The sequence below is a fragment of the Allosphingosinicella indica genome (assembly GCF_900177405.1).
GTDB lineage: Bacteria > Pseudomonadota > Alphaproteobacteria > Sphingomonadales > Sphingomonadaceae > Allosphingosinicella > Allosphingosinicella indica.
Window position 1 is genome coordinate 345,254 of sequence record NZ_LT840185.1, and the last position, 19,209, is coordinate 364,462.

Here is a 19,209-nt window from a genome sequence, read left to right on the forward strand (position 1 = left end):
TGCCGTCCCGCGCGTTCCCCAGTCTCCATATTCCAGCGGAGATCCCCCATGCCTTATGTCGAAGCCGATGACGGCACCGAAATCTACGTCAAGGACTGGGGCGACGGCCGCCCGGTGATCCTGATCCATGGCTGGCCGCTCAATGCGGATAGCTGGGACGACGTATCCAATTCTCTGGTCGAGAACGGCTATCGCGTCATCGCTTACGATCGTCGCGGGTTCGGCCGGAGCGAGCAGCCGTGCGAGGGGTATGATTACGACACGTTTGCCGATGATCTCGCCGCGGTGATCGAGGCTGCGGACATCGAGCGCGGCGCCGCGATAGTCGGCTTCTCGATGGGCGGCGGCGAGGTCGCGCGCTACATGTCGCGCCACGGCGGCAAAGGCGTCAGCCAGGCGGCGCTGATCGGATCGATCGTGCCTTATATGCTCAAGACCGACGACAATCCCGAGGGCGTCGACCAGAGCGTGTTCGATCAGATCGGCGCGGGCATCAAGAAGGACCGCGCGGACTTCTTCCGCGGCTTCTTCAAGGATTTCTACGGCGTCGGCATGATGTCCCACCCGGTGAGCGACGGCGTGCTCGATCATGCCTGGACGATGGCGATGCAGGCCGGACTGATGCCGACGCTGAAGGCCGCCGAAGCCTTCGCCACGACCGATTTCCGCGGCGATCTCGCATCGTTCAACGTGCCGACGCTTGTCATCCACGGCACCGGCGACAAGACCGTGCCAATCGACGCCACCGGCCGCCCGGCGGCGGCGGCGATCTCGGGCGCGAAGCTCATCGAATATGACGGCGAGCCGCACGGCCTGTTCGCCACCGCCAAGGACCGGCTGATCGGCGATCTGCTCAACTTCCTGTCGGAAGACCGCACCGTCGCCGAAGCCGGCCAGCGCAGCTACGAAACCGCGGACTAGAACGCCGCTTTCGCGTCCCCGCCCATCATCTGCTGGCGCACCAGCGGGATGGGCGGGCCGCCGTAGCTCAGGAAGCGGTCGTGGAACTCCTTCCAGCCGCGCCGCCCCCCGCGTGAGGCGGTCCAGTCGTCACGCAGCTTGCGGATCATCAGCTTGCCCATCGTGTAGTTGAGATAGGCGGGATCATAGGTGCCGCGCGCCGACTGCTGCCGCGTATTGCCCTCGTCCTGATAGCATTGATCGCGGAACAGCCGGTAGGACTGCTCCTGCGTCATCCGCCCGCTGTGCATCCCGATCGCCGAGAGATAGCGGCAGTCGCGCAGCAAGGCGTTGGAAAGCTGCCCGACATGCGTCTCGGGATCGCCGTTGCCCAGCCCCGCGTCCCACATCATCTCCTCGGTATAATGCGCCCAGCCCTCGGCATAGGCATAACCGACGAACAGCTTGCCGAAAGTGAACGGCGATCGGTTGGAGTGGAGGAAATTGAGGAAGTGGCCCGGCCACACCTCGTGGACCGACGTGAACAGCAAATCCGCCTTGCCTGGCACGAACCCGGCCTGCACCTCGGGCGACCAGGCAGGATCGGGCGGCGCGATATAATAGACCGAGGGCAGCCCTTTCTCGAACGGGCCGGGGATGTCGATATAGGCGAAGTTCTGACGGTTGTAGGGCGGCGCCTCCTCGACCTGCGCCTCCTCGGTGCCGGGAATCGTGACCAGATCCTTGGCCGCGACGAACGCCTTCAATTCGGTGAGCTGGCGCCGCGCTTCCTCGACCACGCCGCCTTCCGGCTTGTGTGCGCCCATCTTGTCCATGCACGCCTGCATCGTCGCGCCGGGCGCGTAGCGTGCGCAGGCTTGGCGAAGCGCATCCTGATTGCGGCGGAGATCCGCCTCGCCGATCGCTTCGAGTTCGCTCAGCGGCAGATCGACCATCTCGGTAGCGCGCAGCATCTGTGAGAAGCGCTCCGGCCCCAGCGCGAAATCTTGCGTCGCGCTCGGGCGTAGCGTCTCCAGCCAGTCGGCCAGGCCCTTCATCGCCCGCGCCGCGGCGCGCGAGCTTCGGTCCAGCTCCGCCTGCAGCGCCCTGTCCTGCACCTCGGCGAACGCCTTGCGCCCGTCGCCCGGATAATATTCCGCGAAGCCGCCGAACGCGGACTTGCCGTAATCGATGAAGCTCAGCGGCATCGGGGTGCGCAGGTTCTTGCGGATCTGCTGCGCCGCCGCGGGGATCGCCTTCAGATAGGCGATGTAAGCTTTCAACCGCACGTCGGCGGAGGCGTAGGGCCGCGTCACATAGACCGAGGGATCGAGCCCGGCGCCGAGATAGTAAGACGGATTGGTGAAGGGCTGCTCGGCGGTGTCGAGCCAGAACAGATCGCCCCTTGCGCGCGCCATCAGATAGTCGCGCTCGAACCTCTGCTCCTCGCTGAGCGAAGCAGGATCGAACGCCTGCGCTGCGGCGATCGAGGATTTGAGGAACTCGCACGATGCCTTGAGGCCGGCCGGCGTCCAGTCGGCCATCTTCCCGTCATACTCATGCCGCCCCTGATAGATGGCGAAGGCGGGATTGTGCCGGAAGTATCCTTCGGTGAAGCCGTCGACGAACCGCGCCCAATTGGCATTGGCGGCGGCGGCGGATTGCGCTGGCCGATCAACGCCCGGAGTGGCGCAACCGGTGACGGCGAGGGCGGAGAGGCAGGCGGCAAGCAGCAGACGGGAACGCATGGGGCAGCTCCTTCGATCGGCGGGACCGCGCGCCATAGACGCCTTTTAAATCCGGCGCGCAAGCCGTTGTAGCCGTACGCCGATTGCGCGCGATCGGGGGTGCGCGAAAGAAACATGCACGGCGATGTCGCTGGCGTGCATCTTCCTTCCAATCGGCGCCGCCGGGCGGCGGGCGCCATTGCCGCAGCGACGGCGCGCGCCTAAGTGCCAAGGCCGATGGCCGAGACCTCGCCCTTCCAGTTCCGCGACTATCGCTTCTTCTGGGCGGCGCGGCTCACCAGCACGATCGCCAACACGATGCTCGTCGTGGTGCTCGGCATCCATGTCTACGACATCGCGCGCCTCACCATGTCGATCCGCGAGGCGAGCTTCTGGCTCGGCATGGTCGGCCTCGCGCAATTCCTGCCGCTGTTCCTGCTGACGCTCGCGGCGGGCTATATCGCCGACCGGATCGACCGACGCTGGATCGTCCGCGCCGCGATCGGGCTGGAGCTGATCTGTGCCGCGGCGCTCGCCGCGCTCGTCTGGCTCGATGCGATGTCGCTCGCGCCGCTGTTCGCGGTCGCCGTGGCGCTCGGCATCGGCCGCGCCTTCGCCGGGCCGGCGCTGAGCGCCATCGCGCCCAACATCGTGCCGCCCGCGCTGCTGCCCAGCGCCATCGCGCTCAATTCGATCGCCTGGCAGGCAGGCGCGGTCGCCGGCCCGCTGATCGGCGGCGGCGCCTATGCGCTCAGCATCGCCCTTCCCTACGAAGCCTCGGCCCTTCTCTACGCCGTCGCCTTCGTCGCAATGCTGATGATCCGCCCCATCCCGCTCGGCAAGGCCGGCGCGTCGCGGCCCTTGCGCGCAGTGATCGAAGGGCTCGCCTATGTCCGCAACAACAAGATCGTGCTGGGCGCGATCACGCTCGATCTTTTCGCGGTATTGCTCGGCGGCGCGACCGCGATGCTCCCAGTCTTCGCGCGCGACATCCTCCATGTCGGATCGGAAGGGCTCGGTGCGCTCCGCGCCGCGCCTGCGGTCGGCGCGGCGCTCACCGCGCTGATCCTCGCCCGCCGTCCGATCCAGCGCCGGGTAGGCGCCAAGATGTTCGTCTGCGTCGCGATCTTCGGGCTCGCCACCATCGTCTTCGGCGAAAGCCGCGTGATGTGGCTGTCGCTTGCCGCGCTCTTCGTCATCGGCGCGTCGGACATGATCAGCGTCTACGTCCGCCAGTCGCTGATCCAGCTACACACGCCCGATGCGATGCGCGGCCGCGTCTCCGCCGTCTCTGGTCTCTTCATCTCCGCGTCGAACGAGTTGGGCGAGTTCCGCGCCGGGCTCGCCGGCTCCGCGGTCGGCCCGGTCGCCGCGGTGGTCGGCGGCGGCGCGCTCGCCGTCGCAGCCACGGGCCTTTGCGCCTGGGCCTTCCCGTCGCTGCGCCGCGCCGACCGTTTCGTCGCGCCCGATGCCGCAAGCCTGATGAAGGATCCGGGCAAGGACCGTCCCGACGTCGAACTTCCCCCGCTGGTCGCGGGGCTCGATCCCAAAGCCGAGAAAGGACTGCCATGAAAGCCGCAAACATCCTGGAGACCATCGGCAACACGCCGCATATCCGCATCAACCGCCTGTTCGGCGACGCCGAGGTGTGGGTGAAGTCCGAGCGCGCCAATCCCGGCGGATCGATCAAGGACCGCATCGCGCTGGCGATGATCGAGGACGCAGAGAAATCCGGCAAGCTCAAGCCCGGCGGCACGATCGTCGAGCCGACCAGCGGCAATACCGGCATCGGCCTCGCGATGGTCGCCGCGGTCAAGGGCTACAAGCTCGTCCTCGTCATGCCGGAGAGCATGAGCCTCGAGCGCCGCCGGCTGATGCTAGCTTATGGCGCGACCTTCGATCTGACGCCCAAGGAAAAGGGGATGAAAGGCGCGATCGCCCGCGCCGAGGAGATCGTCGCGGAGACCGACGGCGCTTGGATGCCACAGCAGTTCGAGAATCCCGCGAACATCGACGTCCATGTGCGGACCACGGCGGAGGAGATCGCGCGCGATTTCGCCGACACGCCGCCGGGCGTGATCATCACCGGCGTCGGCACCGGCGGGCACATCACAGCCTGCGCCGAAGTGCTCAAGAAACGCTGGCCGAAGCTTCAGGTGTTCGCGGTGGAGCCGACTCTGTCACCGGTGCTGTCGGGCGGCGATCCCGGCCCGCACCCGATCCAGGGCATCGGCGCTGGCTTCGTACCCGGCAACCTGCACATGGATGCCATCGATGGGGTGATTCAAGTCGATCCAGCCGACGCCAAGGACATGGCGCGCCGGGCGGCGAGTGAAGAAGGGATATTGGTCGGGATCAGTTCGGGCGCAACGCTTGCCGCGATCGCGCAGAAGCTGAAGGAGCTGCCCGCAGGCAGCCGCGTGCTGGGCTTCAATTACGACACCGGCGAGCGCTACCTGTCGGTGCCGGACTTCCTGCCCGAATAGGAAAAGCGGGCCGCGCCGCACAGTCCCGGCGCGGCCCGATCATCCGTTTAGCGGCAGCGCGCGTCGCCCTTGTCGATCGCCTCGCCGGCCGCGGCACCGGCCGCGCCGCCGATCAGCGCGCCGAGCAGTCCCGATCCGCCGGGCGCGATCGCAGCGCCGAGCGCACCGCCCGCAAGGCCGCCGACGATGAGGCCGGTCGTGCCGTCCGGACGGCGGCAGTAATAGCGTCCGTCCTGGCCGCGATAGACGCGGTCGTTCCGCGACAGGCGGCGCTCGGTGTAGCGCGCGTCGTCCCGATAATAGCGGTCGGCATAATAACCATTGTAGCGCGGATCGGGACGGTCGTAATCGTAGCGGCCGTAATCGTCATAACCGTAACCGCCGCCCATGGTGGAGCAGCCCGCGAGCATCGTCGCGCCCGCGACGGTGAGGAGGAGAGTACGCATTTTACAGCCCTTTCACGATGAGTGTGACGAAGGCGTAATGAACGGGCGGCGATAAGGTTGCGGATGACGTCAGATCAGCGCCGGTCGGGCGGGATCTCGCGCACTTCCCATGTGATGCTGTGCTCGATCCGGCTAACCACCGGCCGACCGCGCCAATCGCGCGAGGGATCGTAGCGATAGCGCCGCTCGACGAGCGCGCAGGTGTCGGCGTCGAGCTGCCCATCCCCGCTCGATCGTGTGACCTCGCATTCCACCGCGCGGCCGTCGGCGGTGATCGTGTAGAGCACGCCGACGGTGCCGCCGATCCCGGCGTCCGCGGCGGCGCGCGGATAGTCGCCGGCACGCAGCTCGCGGATCAGCCGCGGCGGACTGTCGTCGCGCCAGCCGCCGCCACCACCGTCGCCATCGCCGCCCGCACCCGATCCGCGGCCGTTGCCGACGCCGCCCGCGCCCGTCCCCGGCCCGCGCACGGGCGCGGCGCCCATCGAGGCGTCGAAGGCGGTGTCGGGGACCGGCGCGGCGGTGATCGGCGGCGGCACGGGGAGGCGGATGACGGGATCGGGCGCCATGATCTCGGTCGCGCGGCTCTTGAGGTTGGGCGGCGCGGCGGCGCCCTCGCGGCCCGGCGCGAACTTGCGGCGCGGCTCTGGCGAGGGGCTTTTCCTGGGCGGCGGCGGGACGATCTTTTCTTCGCGGAGCGGCGGCGGAGGAAGCACGTCGAAGACCTCGAGCGGCCGCTCGACGACGCGGCTCACCGGCACGCCCAAACCCCACAGCAGCCCGGCGCCGAGCGCGGCATGGACCAGCGCCGTAAGCGCCGCTCCGCCGACCCGGCTGCGATCCTGGCTCCAGGCATGCGCCACGCGAAAAACTCCCGCTGTTGCGAGCGGGTTATGGGCGAACGGTGCTGAACCTTGGCTGATCGGCCCCGGTCAGTCGACCAGGGCGGCGGCGGCTTTGCGGGCTTCGGTTTCGGCGCGGAGCTTGTCGGTGCGGGCGGCGCGGGAGGCCATGGCTTCCCAGGCGGCGGCGGAGCGCAGGCAGCGATCACGGACATTGTCGAGCGCGGCGGCATCGGCCTGCGCCTGCGACTCGACGGCGCGAGCGCGGTAGAAATCTTCGGTGCTGCTCATGGGCTTGTCTGTCCTCCAGGGGGATGGGAACGCGGATGGGCGCGGGTATCCCCTCCGCCGCAGCGGAGGGGAAAGCGAAGGCTTAGTCGACGCTCTGCAGGTTGACCGCGCTGGTCTTGCCGCGGCGGTCCTGCTCCAGCTCGTAGCTGATGCGCTGCTCGGGGGCGAGCGTGCTCATCCCTGCGCGCTCGACGGCGCTGATGTGGACGAAAGCGTCGGCGCCGCCCTCTTCGTTGGCGATGAAGCCGAAGCCCTTCTGATTGTCGAAGAACTTGACGCGTCCGGTAGGCATATCGTGTTTCCTTGTCGTGACGGTGGCCGGATTGGCCGCCGCTTTAGTGTCTGGAGTAGAAGAAGGGCGCATTGCGGCGCCCGGCGAAAGGGTCAGGCGGCCATCGACGACGCAGCGGAGAAATCCGCGGCGATGACGTTGCGGCCCACAAGATCGATCCGCCCGCGATAGAGATCCGCGAGCATCAGATGCGCCGCGCGCGAGCGATCGCAGGCGGCGGTCTCGGCGCGCTCGCGCTCCTCGGCCTCACGGCGGATAAGATAGTCGAGGTCCATGCGCCTCTCCCTTCTTGCAAGCGGGAGCACACGGAAGGCGCTGGGGCGCCGATCGGAGCGAGGGCCGCCGAAACGGCCCTGCGGGTCTCTCAGTCACCGGCAGGCTCACATCGGGTGAAGCCGGCGATGGCGAAGGTGTAGCACGCCCCGCCCCATTCACCTAATCGCGAGGATGCGCAGAGCGCGAATGTTCCCAATGTTCGCACTGACCATGGAGGTTTCGCGGGAACCGGATTCGGTGCGGTTGCGGCGAGGCGGAAGCGGCGAAGCCATCCGCAGGATGAATCAAATCAAATCCTACTTTGCAAGTTTCCAGCGGCGCGGAGCAGGCGGCCTTCGGCTAAAACATTTCACGCAAAGGCGCGAAGGCGCGAAGATGTTTGGAAAGGTTGCGCCAGCGCTTGCGCCCCCTCCCCTTCGCGGCTTCGCGCCTTCGCGTGAACCATTGCTGCCGCTGTCGCGGACAAGACGGTAGCCATGATGGGCAAGCACCGTGCGCGCCGTGCCAATGTTCGCTATTCGTTCCGTATGCGCGAGTCGGATGATGCGGGGCGGAAGGTGGCGGCGGGGGCTGCGGGCGGGGAGCGGCGGGAGCGGGCTCCGCCGGCGCTCAGGAGCATCTTCGAGGCGGCGCGGCGCGGCTGGAACGTAAAGCTCACCTGCTGGCAATGCGGCCACGTCCGCATCCTCGATTCCGCCGCATTATGGCTGCGCATGTCGCTGAAGGATCTGCCCGACGATCTGCGCGAATTGCCGCGTTACTGCAAATGCACCCGCTGCCGCGACGAGCGCAACGAAGGCATCAACCGCCCCCGCCTCACCCTCTGCCGCGACGCCCCGACCGGCGAACCGATGAAAATGCCGACCGCGAGGCAATGGAAGGAGGGGCTCAGGTGGCAGCGGCGGTGAGTTGACGACTCGGACAATCGTCTGCACCCATGACAGACCTATGGATGAGGATGCCATAAAGCAGGCCCAGATCGCTGCGGCTTGGGAAGCGCATAATGCCGGGCCCCACGGCTACCGTCGTCAGTGGCTCATTCGTCTTCTAGCAATGCAGGACGATAAGTGCGCTTACTGTAAAGAGATCATCTCAATCTCACCGACCGGTGATGCGACACTGGATCATCAAGTTCCACTCGCAAAGGCAGGCGCGGACGCCTTCGAGAATTGCGTGGCAGCATGTGAACTCTGCAATCACGCCAAGGGCGATCTACTGCCGGGAGAGTTCGCACTGGTGATGCTCGACCGCCGCGCGCAAGTTCTTGAGGGCCGTCGTAAGCGAGCAAAATGGCGCGGGCGATATTCGCGCCGTCACCCCTGACCCCGACGATCTCCCCGAGCTGCCGGGCACTCACAATTGCACCCGCTGCCGCGACGAGCGCAACGAAGGCATCAACCGCCCCCGTCTCACCCTCTGCCGCGACGCCCCGACCGGCGAACCGATGAAAATGCCGACCGCAAAGCAACGGAAGGACGGGCTGCGGTGGCAGCGGCGGTGATCAAAAACTGGCGCAATCTACTGTTACACAGCGTCAGGGAACATAGAGCAACTCACTCAGGATTTACACGCTTGACACTACGCCGGATGACGCGAGAAACATGCTCACCTACATCCTATTAAATTTGCGACCAAGAAAGGCCGGCAAATGCTGACGGGGCTAACGCTCAGGAATTTTCGGGCCTTTAAGGACCAGTCTTTTCGTTTTCGAAGACTGAACATCTTTATCGGAAAGAACAATTCTGGCAAGTCGAGCGCCCTGAGCGCTTTAAACCTAATTGCCCAAACGATCTCGACACAAGAACTCGAGAGCACTCCGTTGCTGTTGAACGGCCAGTTTCAAAATCTTGGTACCTACATTGACGTAGTAAATGGCAATAATCCCCGGAGAAAGATTGGTATTGATCTGGAGTTCGATCGGTTTTCTGTAAAAACGGAGTACAAATATCGTTCCCAACGTCGAGAGATAGATATTTCGGACTTTGAGTTACTAGATAGGTCTAAGTCCGTAATGAAATATACGGCACGGAAGGACTCGTACAGTTTATCGGTCAAAGGCCGAGATGTCGAAAAGATATTTCCGTCCTATAAGAAGAGGCGACCCAGGTTTATTAATTTTTGGCCAACCAGCATTGTTCCCTCCACCCAGTTCCGATCGTTTGAGGAACGCGATACGCCTGCTTATAAAACATTGAGGGAGGCGGACATTGCGCTGTATACGGCTCGTCGCAACTTAATGAGATATTTCGATAATTTTGACTCTATCTCGCCGTTTCGTGACCAGCCCCAGCGGACCTATCTCTATTCTGGTGAAAGCGCAAGAAAAGTCGGTATATCTGGTTCAAATATGGCGACAATGCTAGCTGCGGATGCATCGAAGAGGGGTGGAATAAGGAAGGATCTCGTATCTAACATATCTTTCTGGTTTCGATACACTGGCATTGCGGAGGGTGTGACTGTTCAGAGTCTAACCCCTCGTCATTTTGAAATATGCTTGATATCAAATGATGGTAGCAAACATAATATCTGCGATGTTGGTTTTGGCTGTAGCCAGGTACTTCCTGTGCTTGTTGGTGGATTAAATCTGTTTGATGAAAGCCACCCGGGTTCTTCTAATAAACTTCTAGTCGTTCAAGAACCCGAGATTCATCTCCACCCAGATGCGCAGGCCGCTCTCGGGTCTTTCTTTTCAAATTTGGCAACTCGCGGCGGACAGATCTTTATTGAGACTCACAGCGACAATCTTGTTCTGCGGATCGCCCGTCATGTTGCGTTGGGGGACATTGCACCCGAAGACGTGGCAATATTTTATGTGACTGACCAAGGAGAAGAGCGGGTCAGTGAGATTGGTATTGATGAACATGGAGCGTTCGAGCCACCATTTCCAAATGGCTTTTTTCCCCAACGGCAGGCGGAAAGCCTTTCACTTGCGCGCGCAGCAATGCGAAAATCATCGTCTCGAAGGACTCAGCTAGCATTTGAATATCCGGAGCCGACGGCATGAGGCCTTCTGTCGTCGACGCTAACGTGATGAATTATTTTCAGCACGAGCGACTAACCGAGCGCGGAATAGCTCATGATGCAATTGACGCTATATTTCGAGAGGCAAGTATAGCTCTGGATGAAGAAGGTAAGTGCCAACAGGAATGGCTCGACTGCGCAGCAGGTAAATTCCCGCTTGCTTTGAGTGACTGGATTAATGACAAATTAGTTGAGCGAAAAATAGTGCTGTTTGCTGATAACGTCCCGTCTAAGTTTCGAGAGTTTCAAAGACTAGGAATCCCGAAAAAAGATCACAAATGGGTTACTCTATCAATTGCCTCACAATCGCGTGCATTGGTAACGGAGGATATTGACCTTATAGAGCCGCGTCAGAAATCTGCTCCCGCTAAGGTGAAAAGCAGAATTAAGTCGACATGCAAAGGAACTGTGTCTCGCTGCCTTAGGCGGGACTATGGCGTCAATGTTGTTTGCTGTGAACACGTGCCGGATCTTTGCGGTTAACGACCAAGGTTGCCGTTGGTCCAAACTATGTTCGATAGTGTGGATTTCTGAAAAAAGCTTGTCGCGGAAGGTCATTCGGCTGCCTCTCGCTGCGCATCGAGGAGTAACCGCGCTTTTTCCTGGGTGGAGCCTTCACCACCTCCGTCCGCGACCCCGCAAGCAGGGGTGCTAGATAGGCTCCGGTAGATGACCGCCCCTTCTTCGCCACCGTCTCCGGCGTCCCTTCCGCGACGATCTCGCCGCCCTTTTTGACTGAGCGTCTCGACCAACTCGGCAGTTTGCTCAGGACAGACTTGTCGCCGCAGGTTACTCGGCTGCCTCTCGCTGGCGCATCGAGGAGGAACCCCGCTTCTTAGGAGGGGCCTCCGCCGCTTCTGTGCGCGACCCCGCGAGCAGGGGCGCCAGATAGGTGCCGGTATATGAACGGGGTTCCTTCGCCACGTGCTCCGGCGTGCCTTCCGCGACGATTTCGCCGCCTTTATCTCCGCCTTCCGGCCCCAGGTCCACGATCCAGTCGGCGGTCTTGATGACTTCCAGATTGTGCTCGATCACCACCACGGTGTTGCCCTGCTCCACCAGCGCGTGGAGCACTTCGAGGAGCTTGCGCACGTCCTCGAAATGGAGGCCCGTCGTCGGCTCGTCCAGGATGTAGAGCGTCTGGCCGGTGGCGCGGCGGCTGAGTTCCTTGGCGAGCTTCACGCGCTGCGCCTCGCCGCCGCTTAAGGTCGTCGCCTGCTGGCCGACCTTGACGTAGCCGAGGCCGACCTCCTCCAGCATCGCCATCTTGTCGCGGATCGGCGGCACCGCCTTGAAGAAGGCGTGCGCGTCCTCCACCGTCATGTCGAGCACGTCGGCGATGCTCTTGCCCTTGAACTTCACCTCCAGCGTCTCGCGGTTGTAGCGCGCGCCGTGGCAGACATCGCAGGTGACGTAGACGTCGGGCAGGAAGTGCATCTCGATCTTGATGACGCCATCGCCTTGGCACGCCTCGCACCGGCCGCCCTTGACGTTGAAGCTGAAGCGGCCCGGCTTGTAGCCGCGCGCCTGCGCCTCCGGCAGGCCCGCGAACCAGTCCCGGATGTTGGTGAAGGCGCCGGTGTAGGTGGCGGGGTTGGAGCGCGGGGTGCGGCCGATCGGCGACTGATCGATGTCGATCACCTTGTCGAGATGATCGAGGCCGGAGACCTTCTCGTGCCGGCCGGCCTGGAGCCGCGCGCCGTTGAGGTGCCGCGCCGCCGCCGCATAGAGCGTGTCGATGGTGAAGCTCGACTTGCCCGAGCCGGAGACGCCGGTGATGCAGGTGAAGGTGCCGAGCGGGATGGCGGCGGTGACGTCCTTGAGGTTGTTCGCGCGCGCGCCGTGGACGGTGAGCTTGCGGCCGTTGCCCTTGCGCCGCTTGGCCGGCAGCGCCACCGCGCGGCGGCCGGTCAAGTAATCGGCGGTGAGGCTCGCCTCGTTGGCGAGGACGTCGGCAAGGCTGCCTTCGGCCACCACGCGGCCGCCGTGGACGCCCGCGCCCGGCCCCATGTCGATGACATGGTCCGCGGCCTTGATCGCGTCCTCGTCATGCTCGACGACGATGACGGTGTTGCCGAGATCGCGCAGCCGGCGGAGAGTGACGAGCAGCCGGTCGTTGTCGCGCTGGTGGAGGCCGATCGAGGGCTCGTCGAGGACGTAGAGCACGCCCGAGAGACCGGAGCCGATCTGCGAGGCGAGGCGGATGCGCTGGCTCTCGCCGCCCGACAGCGTGCCCGAGGTGCGGTTGAGGCTGAGATAATCGAGCCCGACATTGTTGAGGAAGCCCAGGCGCTCGTTGATCTCCTTGAGGATCGCGCGGGCGATCTCGCGTTGCTGCGGGGTGAGCTTCTCCTCCAGCGTCTCGAACCAGGCGAGCGCGTGGCCGACGCTGCGGCGGGTGGACATCGAGATATCCTCGCCGGCGATCTTCACCGCCAGCGCCTCGGGCCGGAGGCGCGCGCCGCCGCACGTCTCGCACGGGGCGGAGGACTGGTATTTGCCCAGCTCCTCGCGCATCCACGCGCTCTCGGTCTGCAACAGACGGCGCTGGAGGTTACCGATGACGCCCTCGAACGGCTTCTTCACCTCATAGGATTTGCGCCCGTCGATGAAGCGGAGGGTCACCGGCTTGCCCTTGGTGCCGTAGAGGATGACGTTCTGATGCTCGGGCGCGAGCTCGTTCCACGGCGTTTCCAGCGCGAAGCCATATTCGCGCGCGAGGCTGGCGAGCACCTGCATGTAATAAGGGCTGGGCGGGTTGGACTTCGCCCAAGGTACCACCGCGCCCTTCTTGATGCTGAGATTCTCGTTGGGGACGACGAGCTCGGGATCGAACAGCAATTTCTCGCCCAAGCCGTCGCACGCCGGGCACGCCCCCTGCGGCGCGTTGAACGAGAACAAGCGCGGCTCGATCTCGGCGATGGTGAAGCCGGAGACCGGACAGGCGAACTTCTCGGAGAAGGTGATGCGCCCCGGGGGGGCGTTGTCCTGCAGCACACTCCCCTCCCGCTTGCGGGAGGGGCTGGGGGAGGGAATGTCCGAAGCCTTACCATCAGACGACAGGCCCTCCCCTGACCCCTCCCGCTCGCGGGAGGGGGATGGATCGGCGGGATCCAGATAGACCAGCCCATCCGCCAGCTTGAGCGCAGTCTCCAGGCTGTCCGCGAGCCGCGTCGCGATTCCGCCCTCGCCCTCCGCATCGGCGTGGCGCACCACCAGCCGGTCGACCACCACCTCGATGTCATGCTTGTACTTCTTGTCGAGCGCGGGGGCCTCGTCGATCTCGTAGAATTGGCCGTCGATGCGGACGCGGGTGAAGCCCGCCTTCTGCCACTCCGCCAGTTCCTTGCGATATTCGCCCTTGCGGCCGCGGACCACCGGCGCGAGCAGGTACAGCCGCGTCCCCTCAGGCAGCGCCATGGTGCGATCGACCATCTGGCTGACCGTCTGCGCGGCGATCGGCAGGCCGGTGGCGGGCGAATAGGGCACGCCGACGCGCGCCCACAGCAGGCGCATGTAATCATAGATCTCGGTGACGGTCGCGACGGTGGAACGCGGGTTGCGGCTGGTCGTCTTCTGCTCGATCGAGATGGCGGGCGAGAGGCCTTCGATATGATCGACGTCGGGCTTCTGCATCATCTCGAGGAACTGGCGCGCGTAGGCGCTCAAGCTCTCAACATAGCGGCGCTGCCCCTCGGCATAGATGGTGTCGAACGCGAGGCTCGACTTGCCCGATCCGGACAGGCCGGTGATCACCGTCAGCGTATCGCGCGGGATATCGACGTCCACGCCCTTGAGATTGTGCTCGCGCGCGCCGCGCACGGAAATATGAGTCAGCATGGACGGCGGTGTTCCAGATTTGTTCTGAGGTTGCAAGCGATGCGGATGTCGAGGCCTGACGCGGCAGCGGCGAGATGGTGGTGAGTGCGTCCAAACGCAACCGTACGCAATCCGCAGGCCAATCCTTCACCGCCGTGCAAATAAAGTTCAAGAGTACGCCAAATAGTTTTGGACGAATGGATAAGTGATTGATAGCAAGGCAGGGTATTTCGAGGGGCAATATCAAAATCTTGAAGTTTCCTGCGGTCGCGGGAGCCGTGTTTATGGTCTATGGCTGCGGCGGAGGCGGCGGCGCATCCGCACCACAACCCGCTCCTACCCCGGCGCTCGCAAACCTCCCGGTGACGCTTTCAACATCTTCGGCCAACGTCACCGTCGACGAAGGTCAAAGTCAGACCTTCGGCTTTACCGCGTCATATAGCGGGACAAGCACCTCTCCGATTGTCGCCGATGTGCGAGTGGATGGTCAGCGCTACACGCTGAATGGCACGCCCACCGCCAGTGGAACCAGCTTCAACGTATCGCTCAAGACGGCGTCAATGTTGCCCGGCGGTACGAGCACGGGCAACGTTACCTTCCGCCTCTGCACCTCTGCCGATTGTTCTACGGTCTACCCCGGCTCGACGCAGACTTTTACGGTAAACCTGGACGTCCGGCTCAGGGACTGGGCGACCTTCCAACGCGACGCCGCGCACACCGGCTATGTCGCGGTCAATTACAATACCGCCGATTTCACTAGTGCGTGGAGTTTCGCCACCGGCCAAAATCAGCCGAGCGAGATTGCGGCGCGGCGTGGCAGTATTTTTGTCAATGTGCGGCAGGAAGACGGCGTATTGTCTCGCGCGATCAATGCTGAGAATGGGACTGTGATTTGGTCCTACAATCTCGGCCGAAACGTTTATTTCGGTGGCCCTGCATACGGCAATGGTCGCGTCGCCTCGCTGTCGATGAGCTCCTATTCGGATAGCATTCCGATACAGCTCATCACGGCGGACTCGGGCAGATCTCTGGGCGTCGTCACATATGCCAGCCAGGGTGGACAGGGCGGCGTGCCCACGTTCGTCGGTGATGATCTTTATTATCAGGCCGGCGAGTTTGGCAATGTGGTGTATGCGGCGAATACAGCATTCAAAACACAGATTTGGCAGCGCGATACTTTCCAGCCAGGAGCGGAAGGATTCGTTTAAGGTGGTGAAAGTGTTGCAGTCGATGAGAATTACGTCTATTTCTTCGGTGGCGGAAATTTGTTTTCACTTTCGCGCAGCACCGGGTCAATCACCCACAAAATTCGTAATCCTTATTTTTCCGATTTCGGTATAAGTTATCTAGCGCACTATCGTGGCTCTCCTATCTTGGACGAAAGCGGACGGATTTTCACCTTTTCGGACAATCGTTTTCCGGGCCAGCCGCTTCCACTACTTGCTTTCTCGCTATCGAAAACAGAGCCTTTGTGGCGGACGTCCAGAAACTATATCGGGCATCCGGCGCTCCGCGGAGACACAGTGTTCGCCAGTCGCGCGGACAGCGCCATCATCGATCTCATCAACACTGCCGATGGATCGGTGCGCGCTTCAATTGACATCGGCAACGGTCGCGGTCCGCTGATCAACAATGTGATCGTGACCGGTAGCCACCTCTTCGTTGCCAGCGAAACGGCCACTTATGCCGTGGATCTGCGGCAATCGACCTATCCTGTGGTGTGGTCGGCGCCCAAGGGCGGCGCGTTGGCTATTACGCCGGACAATGTCCTAACGATCTCGGCCAGCGACGGGATTGTCGCTTACCGCCTTGCGCCCTGATCTCGTGGGTTTGATCCGAGGCGGAGGACGCCTCTGATCGCGGTCCTTCCAAGCCCAATCAGCAATCTGCCGTTCAGTTTGATCGACTACATCCGTGGTCGAAATGAGAGCGAGGCCGTTTGCATGTTGAAGGGGATGGTTTGGGCGGCGTTGCTAGCGGCGGCAGCAGTGCCCGCGATCGCGGCGGCGCCGGTGCGGGGGGCGGATTTCGGGGCGATTAAGGCGCGGCTTACCGCGGAATGCGCGGCGGATACTTTTTCCGGGATCGTACTGGTCCGCGCGGGCGGGCGCGACCTGTTCGAACATGTTTGCGGCAAGGCGGACATCATCAACGGCATCGCCAACGCCCGCGAGACGCGATTCAAAATCTATTCGACGAGCAAGTTCATCACCGCGCTGACGGTGCTGAAGCTGGTCGAGGACGGGCGGATGCGGCTCGATGCGCCGGTGACCGACTATATCGCCGACGCGCCGGGCGAATGGCGCGGCGTCACCATCCGCATGCTGCTCAACCACACATCCGGGATCGACGATCTCACCCTCCCCTTCATCTGGCATTTCCGCGCCGATCATCCCTCCGCGATGCGCGGGCTGCTGCCGGCGCTAACGGCGGAGCAGCGCGCGCTCAAGTCCGCGCCGGGGACCGCCTTCCGCTACAATAATTTCGGGTTCGAGCTGCTCGCCGACGCCGCGGCAAAGGCGGGCGGACAGCCTTTCCCCGCGCTCGTCGAGGCGCTCGTCTTCCAGCCCGCGGGCATGAAGAGCGCGAGCATCGAGGCGCCGCTGATCGAGGCCGGCCATCTGGTGCCGGTCAGCGCGGAGGGGCTGGCGAAGGGCTATAACGGCGATCCCGGCAAGCTGGACCAGGCGATAAACTGGGGCTTCGTCCAGCAGGGCGCCGGCGCCGTCCACGCCAGCGTCGACGATTTTGTCGCGCTTGACGCAGCATTGAAGGCGGGCCGCATCCTCGGCCCGGCGATGCTGGCGGAGATGACCCGGGCGCCGGTCGATGCCGACGGAAAGACCGGTGGCCAGGCGTTCGGGCTGGGCGTGGTTGTGAACGTCGCGGATGGGGTGACGATGTACGGCCATACCGGCGGCACCAACGGCTATATCAGCGACTTCGAACGCTATCCAGACGATGACGCGATGCTGATCGTCCTCACCAACCGCGGTAACATCCGCACCGCGTGGCTGCGCGAGGGCGTGGCGGCGGCGCTGAAGGGGGCGCGGTAATCGGCCTCCCGTCTCGGGAACCCTTTCCGGGGGCGGAACGTAATGGCTCCTAACCTATATTGGGGAGCATTTCCGCTTATGACGATGAAGCGTATCGCCCTGCTCGGGCTTGCCGTTGCCGCGCTGCCGCTGGTCGCCTGCGAAGTCCGCAACGCCGACGAGACGGCCGCCGCCAATTCCGCCGCCACGGCCGCGGACGAAACTGCGTCCGCCGGCGGCGTCACGCGCGAGACCTTGAAATCGCCGGAGGAAATGCTGCCGCCCGTCCAGCAGATGCCCGCGCAAGCGGTGATCCAGAGCCAGCCGGGGCCGGACGGCAGCCAGCTTGATCTGATCAAGGTTGCGGTGACCGGTGACGTGCTGACCGTAACCCTCCGCTGCTCGAGCATGGAGAAGATCAACACCGAAGCGTTCCGGCTCGACGACATCAGCGTGATCGACGACGCGACCGCGCAGCGGATCGGCATCCTCAAGGACAATGCGGGCAACTGGCTCGCCTCGCGGCCGTCCGGCAATTCGATCATGGCCGATTGCACGGTGAAACCGGGCGTCATCTGGGCCAAGTTCCCGGCACCGCCGCCGACCAGCCCGACGGTGTCGATCAACCTCCCCGGCGTCGCGCCGTTCGACGGCGTGCCGGTGACGCGCGGATGAGGCGACTGGCGCGCCGCCCGCTGACGTTGCTGGGCGCGGTCTCGCTCGGCCCGACCTTGCTGCTCGCCGCCTGCTCGGGCGGCGCGCCCGCGGACCAGAGCGAGGCGGCTGCGAACGATCCGGCGCCTTCGGCGACCGGCGCGGTATCCGAGCCGACCGCGGGCGGCGGAGTCAGCGTCGCCACCACGGCAGGCGGGATGCGCGCCGAGGTGAGCAGCCTCACCGGATCGGTCAGCGGGCTCAACACCCGCATCACCGATATGGGCACGGTCATCGACCTGCCCGCCGACGCCTTGTTCGATTTCGACAAGGCCGAGCTCACGCCCGCCGCCGCTACCGAGCTTGCGAAGGCCGCCGAACTGATCCGCGCCGGCCCGCCGGGCCCGATCCAGGTGATCGGCCACACCGACAGCAAGGGGGACGACGCCTACAACCAGAAGCTCTCCGAAGCGCGCGCGCGGACGGTGGCGGACTGGTTCGGCGGGCAGGTCGGCGTCCGCCAGCGCGCCTTCCAGGTCTCCGGCAAGGGCGAGAGCGCGCCGATCGCCGCCGACACCCGCCCCGACGGCTCTGACGACCCCGCCGCCCGCGCCAAAAACCGCCGCGTCGAGGTCGTCATTCCGAAAGGCCAAGGCGCCTAAGCGGCCGGGTTGAACTCGCCGCTGATCTTGAGCTCGACCGCATCGCCGAGCGCCGGAGCGTATTGATCGATGCCGAATTCAGTGCGCTGGATGGTCGCGGTTGCCGAGAAACCGGCGACATATTGGCCGCTGACGGGCGACTTGCCGGCGCCGTTGTAGGTAACGGCGAGCGTCACCGGCCTGGTCACGCCGTGGAGGGTGAGGTTGCCGGTCACGTCTGCGCTGCGCTCGCCGGTAGGGCGGACGGCGGTGGAGACGAACCGCGTCTCCGGGAATTTGGCGGCGTCGAAGAAGTCGGCGCTCTTCAAGTGCGCGTCCAGCTTGTCATTGTGGGTGGCGACCGATGCGGTCTTCACCGTCACTTCCAGCGTGCTCGCGGCGGGGTTGGCGGGATCGAGCGACAGCTTAGCGTCGAAATCGGTGAACTCGCCATAGTATGTCGAGAAGCCGAGGTGGTTGATTCCCCAGACGATCTTCGCGTGGCTTTTGTCGAGCACATAGGCGCCGGCCTGCACGTCGCGCGGCGCGGTGGCAGCAGGCGATGCGGGCGCGGCCTGCTGCCAGGCGATGGCGGCGGCGGGCATTGCGGCGAGAGCGAGGGCGAAGACGACGGCGCGCATGGCGATCCCCTGATCGGTGACGAGGATTGCAGACGTAGAGCGCGGCCCCGCACGCGCACAAGCCGCGCCGCACGCACCCGCGCGTTGCCGATGCCGCAACGCTTCCGCGCTGCGCCCAAATCCCGTTTCGGTGCGGTA

Annotated in this window: 20 protein-coding genes; 12 read left to right on the forward strand and 8 right to left on the reverse strand. The window is 64.1% G+C overall.

Translation table 11 applies throughout. The annotated features are described in order from the left end of the window. The first annotated feature begins 48 nt into the window (after positions 1 to 48). Entirely contained in the window at positions 49 to 921 is an 873-nt protein-coding gene (locus B9N75_RS01740) for an alpha/beta fold hydrolase (protein ID WP_085217239.1), read from the forward strand. Here B9N75_RS01740 and B9N75_RS01745 read toward each other — a convergent pair. Further along, positions 918 to 2,648: a DUF885 domain-containing protein gene (locus tag B9N75_RS01745; RefSeq protein ID WP_085217240.1), complete on the reverse strand. Its 1,731-nt coding sequence runs from the start codon at positions 2,646 to 2,648 to the stop codon at positions 918 to 920. The genes B9N75_RS01740 and B9N75_RS01745 overlap by 4 nt on opposite strands. Before the next feature lie 216 nt (positions 2,649 to 2,864). Here B9N75_RS01745 and B9N75_RS01750 point away from each other — a divergent pair, with 216 nt between their 5' ends. Together B9N75_RS01750 and cysK are read left to right on the forward strand one after the other, a co-directional pair. Continuing rightward, positions 2,865 to 4,199, forward strand: coding sequence for an MFS transporter (locus tag B9N75_RS01750; RefSeq protein ID WP_085217241.1), 1,335 nt, complete (start codon positions 2,865 to 2,867; stop codon positions 4,197 to 4,199). Beyond that, positions 4,196 to 5,113: a cysteine synthase A gene (gene cysK, locus B9N75_RS01755; protein ID WP_085217242.1), complete on the forward strand. Its 918-nt coding sequence runs from the start codon at positions 4,196 to 4,198 to the stop codon at positions 5,111 to 5,113. Before B9N75_RS01750 ends, cysK begins: the two co-directional genes overlap by 4 nt. Before the next feature lie 47 nt (positions 5,114 to 5,160). Here the strand turns inward: cysK and B9N75_RS01760 are convergent, their stop codons facing one another. The 5 genes from B9N75_RS01760 to B9N75_RS01780 form a co-directional block, all read right to left on the reverse strand. Then, positions 5,161 to 5,559 carry a hypothetical protein gene (locus B9N75_RS01760; protein WP_085217243.1) on the reverse strand — a complete coding sequence of 133 codons (399 nt, stop codon included), beginning with the start codon at positions 5,557 to 5,559 and terminating at the stop codon, positions 5,161 to 5,163. 74 nt (positions 5,560 to 5,633) lie between these two features. Further along, positions 5,634 to 6,422, reverse strand: a complete 789-nt coding sequence (locus tag B9N75_RS01765; protein ID WP_085217244.1) for an energy transducer TonB — start codon at positions 6,420 to 6,422, stop codon at positions 5,634 to 5,636. A gap of 69 nt (positions 6,423 to 6,491) precedes the next feature. After that, complete coding sequence (locus tag B9N75_RS01770; protein ID WP_085217245.1) at positions 6,492 to 6,692, reverse strand: hypothetical protein; 201 nt, start codon at positions 6,690 to 6,692, stop codon at positions 6,492 to 6,494. An 82-nt stretch (positions 6,693 to 6,774) separates the two neighbouring features. After that, a complete protein-coding gene (locus B9N75_RS01775) occupies positions 6,775 to 6,984 on the reverse strand; it encodes a cold-shock protein (protein ID WP_072046666.1) in 210 nt (69 codons plus the stop codon). A gap of 92 nt (positions 6,985 to 7,076) precedes the next feature. After that, the gene (locus B9N75_RS01780) at positions 7,077 to 7,259 is read right to left on the reverse strand and encodes a hypothetical protein (protein ID WP_085217246.1); all 183 of its coding nucleotides are present in this window, start codon (positions 7,257 to 7,259) and stop codon (positions 7,077 to 7,079) included. Between the two features lie 477 nt (positions 7,260 to 7,736). On the opposite strand from B9N75_RS01780, the gene B9N75_RS01785 reads away from it, so the two are divergent. The 4 genes from B9N75_RS01785 (at position 7,737) to B9N75_RS13860 (ending at position 10,764) form a co-directional block, all read left to right on the forward strand. Continuing rightward, positions 7,737 to 8,168: a hypothetical protein gene (locus B9N75_RS01785; protein ID WP_085217247.1), complete on the forward strand. Its 432-nt coding sequence runs from the start codon at positions 7,737 to 7,739 to the stop codon at positions 8,166 to 8,168. Between the two features lie 40 nt (positions 8,169 to 8,208). Next, entirely contained in the window at positions 8,209 to 8,583 is a 375-nt protein-coding gene (locus B9N75_RS01790) for an HNH endonuclease (RefSeq protein WP_085217248.1), read from the forward strand. 325 nt (positions 8,584 to 8,908) lie between these two features. Beyond that, entirely contained in the window at positions 8,909 to 10,264 is a 1,356-nt protein-coding gene (locus B9N75_RS01795; RefSeq protein WP_085217249.1) for an AAA family ATPase, read from the forward strand. Between the two features lie 26 nt (positions 10,265 to 10,290). Beyond that, a complete protein-coding gene (locus B9N75_RS13860) occupies positions 10,291 to 10,764 on the forward strand; it encodes a hypothetical protein (protein ID WP_157123645.1) in 474 nt (157 codons plus the stop codon). 306 nt (positions 10,765 to 11,070) lie between these two features. Here the strand turns inward: B9N75_RS13860 and uvrA are convergent, their stop codons facing one another. Beyond that, the gene (gene uvrA, locus B9N75_RS01800; protein WP_085217250.1) at positions 11,071 to 14,121 is read right to left on the reverse strand and encodes an excinuclease ABC subunit UvrA; all 3,051 of its coding nucleotides are present in this window, start codon (positions 14,119 to 14,121) and stop codon (positions 11,071 to 11,073) included. Between the two features lie 230 nt (positions 14,122 to 14,351). Here uvrA and B9N75_RS01805 point away from each other — a divergent pair, with 230 nt between their 5' ends. The 5 genes from B9N75_RS01805 (at position 14,352) to B9N75_RS01825 (ending at position 18,451) form a co-directional block, all read left to right on the forward strand. After that, positions 14,352 to 15,308 (forward strand): PQQ-binding-like beta-propeller repeat protein, encoded by a 957-nt coding sequence (locus B9N75_RS01805; RefSeq protein ID WP_157123646.1) that lies wholly within the window; start codon positions 14,352 to 14,354, stop codon positions 15,306 to 15,308. A 165-nt stretch (positions 15,309 to 15,473) separates the two neighbouring features. After that, entirely contained in the window at positions 15,474 to 15,920 is a 447-nt protein-coding gene (locus B9N75_RS01810; protein ID WP_157123647.1) for a PQQ-binding-like beta-propeller repeat protein, read from the forward strand. 123 nt (positions 15,921 to 16,043) lie between these two features. Then, complete coding sequence (locus B9N75_RS01815; RefSeq protein ID WP_085217253.1) at positions 16,044 to 17,156, forward strand: serine hydrolase domain-containing protein; 1,113 nt, start codon at positions 16,044 to 16,046, stop codon at positions 17,154 to 17,156. A gap of 78 nt (positions 17,157 to 17,234) precedes the next feature. Beyond that, positions 17,235 to 17,810 carry a hypothetical protein gene (locus B9N75_RS01820; protein ID WP_085217254.1) on the forward strand — a complete coding sequence of 192 codons (576 nt, stop codon included), beginning with the start codon at positions 17,235 to 17,237 and terminating at the stop codon, positions 17,808 to 17,810. Beyond that, entirely contained in the window at positions 17,807 to 18,451 is a 645-nt protein-coding gene (locus B9N75_RS01825; protein WP_085217255.1) for an OmpA family protein, read from the forward strand. The genes B9N75_RS01820 and B9N75_RS01825 overlap by 4 nt, the downstream gene beginning before the upstream one ends. Here the strand turns inward: B9N75_RS01825 and B9N75_RS01830 are convergent. Further along, on the reverse strand, positions 18,448 to 19,071 hold the full coding sequence (locus tag B9N75_RS01830; protein WP_085217256.1) for a YceI family protein: 624 nt from the start codon (positions 19,069 to 19,071) through the stop codon (positions 18,448 to 18,450). The genes B9N75_RS01825 and B9N75_RS01830 overlap by 4 nt on opposite strands. Positions 19,072 to 19,209: the final 138 nt, after the last annotated feature.

What these genes read in the sequence shown, in the direction of transcription:
- B9N75_RS01740 (WP_085217239.1), top strand. Translation starts at nt 49, where the DNA reads ATGCCTTATGTCGAAGCCGATGACGGCACCGAAATCTACGTCAAGGAC.
- B9N75_RS01745 (WP_085217240.1), bottom strand. Translation starts at nt 2,648, where the DNA reads ATGCGTTCCCGTCTGCTGCTTGCCGCCTGCCTCTCCGCCCTCGCCGTC.
- B9N75_RS01750 (WP_085217241.1), top strand. Translation starts at nt 2,865, where the DNA reads ATGGCCGAGACCTCGCCCTTCCAGTTCCGCGACTATCGCTTCTTCTGG.
- cysK (WP_085217242.1), top strand. Translation starts at nt 4,196, where the DNA reads ATGAAAGCCGCAAACATCCTGGAGACCATCGGCAACACGCCGCATATC.
- B9N75_RS01760 (WP_085217243.1), bottom strand. Translation starts at nt 5,559, where the DNA reads ATGCGTACTCTCCTCCTCACCGTCGCGGGCGCGACGATGCTCGCGGGC.
- B9N75_RS01770 (WP_085217245.1), bottom strand. Translation starts at nt 6,692, where the DNA reads ATGAGCAGCACCGAAGATTTCTACCGCGCTCGCGCCGTCGAGTCGCAG.
- B9N75_RS01775 (WP_072046666.1), bottom strand. Translation starts at nt 6,984, where the DNA reads ATGCCTACCGGACGCGTCAAGTTCTTCGACAATCAGAAGGGCTTCGGC.
- B9N75_RS01780 (WP_085217246.1), bottom strand. Translation starts at nt 7,259, where the DNA reads ATGGACCTCGACTATCTTATCCGCCGTGAGGCCGAGGAGCGCGAGCGC.
- B9N75_RS01785 (WP_085217247.1), top strand. Translation starts at nt 7,737, where the DNA reads ATGATGGGCAAGCACCGTGCGCGCCGTGCCAATGTTCGCTATTCGTTC.
- B9N75_RS01790 (WP_085217248.1), top strand. Translation starts at nt 8,209, where the DNA reads ATGGATGAGGATGCCATAAAGCAGGCCCAGATCGCTGCGGCTTGGGAA.
- B9N75_RS01795 (WP_085217249.1), top strand. Translation starts at nt 8,909, where the DNA reads ATGCTGACGGGGCTAACGCTCAGGAATTTTCGGGCCTTTAAGGACCAG.
- B9N75_RS13860 (WP_157123645.1), top strand. Translation starts at nt 10,291, where the DNA reads ATGAATTATTTTCAGCACGAGCGACTAACCGAGCGCGGAATAGCTCAT.
- uvrA (WP_085217250.1), bottom strand. Translation starts at nt 14,121, where the DNA reads ATGCTGACTCATATTTCCGTGCGCGGCGCGCGCGAGCACAATCTCAAG.
- B9N75_RS01815 (WP_085217253.1), top strand. Translation starts at nt 16,044, where the DNA reads ATGTTGAAGGGGATGGTTTGGGCGGCGTTGCTAGCGGCGGCAGCAGTG.
- B9N75_RS01820 (WP_085217254.1), top strand. Translation starts at nt 17,235, where the DNA reads ATGACGATGAAGCGTATCGCCCTGCTCGGGCTTGCCGTTGCCGCGCTG.
- B9N75_RS01825 (WP_085217255.1), top strand. Translation starts at nt 17,807, where the DNA reads ATGAGGCGACTGGCGCGCCGCCCGCTGACGTTGCTGGGCGCGGTCTCG.
- B9N75_RS01830 (WP_085217256.1), bottom strand. Translation starts at nt 19,071, where the DNA reads ATGCGCGCCGTCGTCTTCGCCCTCGCTCTCGCCGCAATGCCCGCCGCC.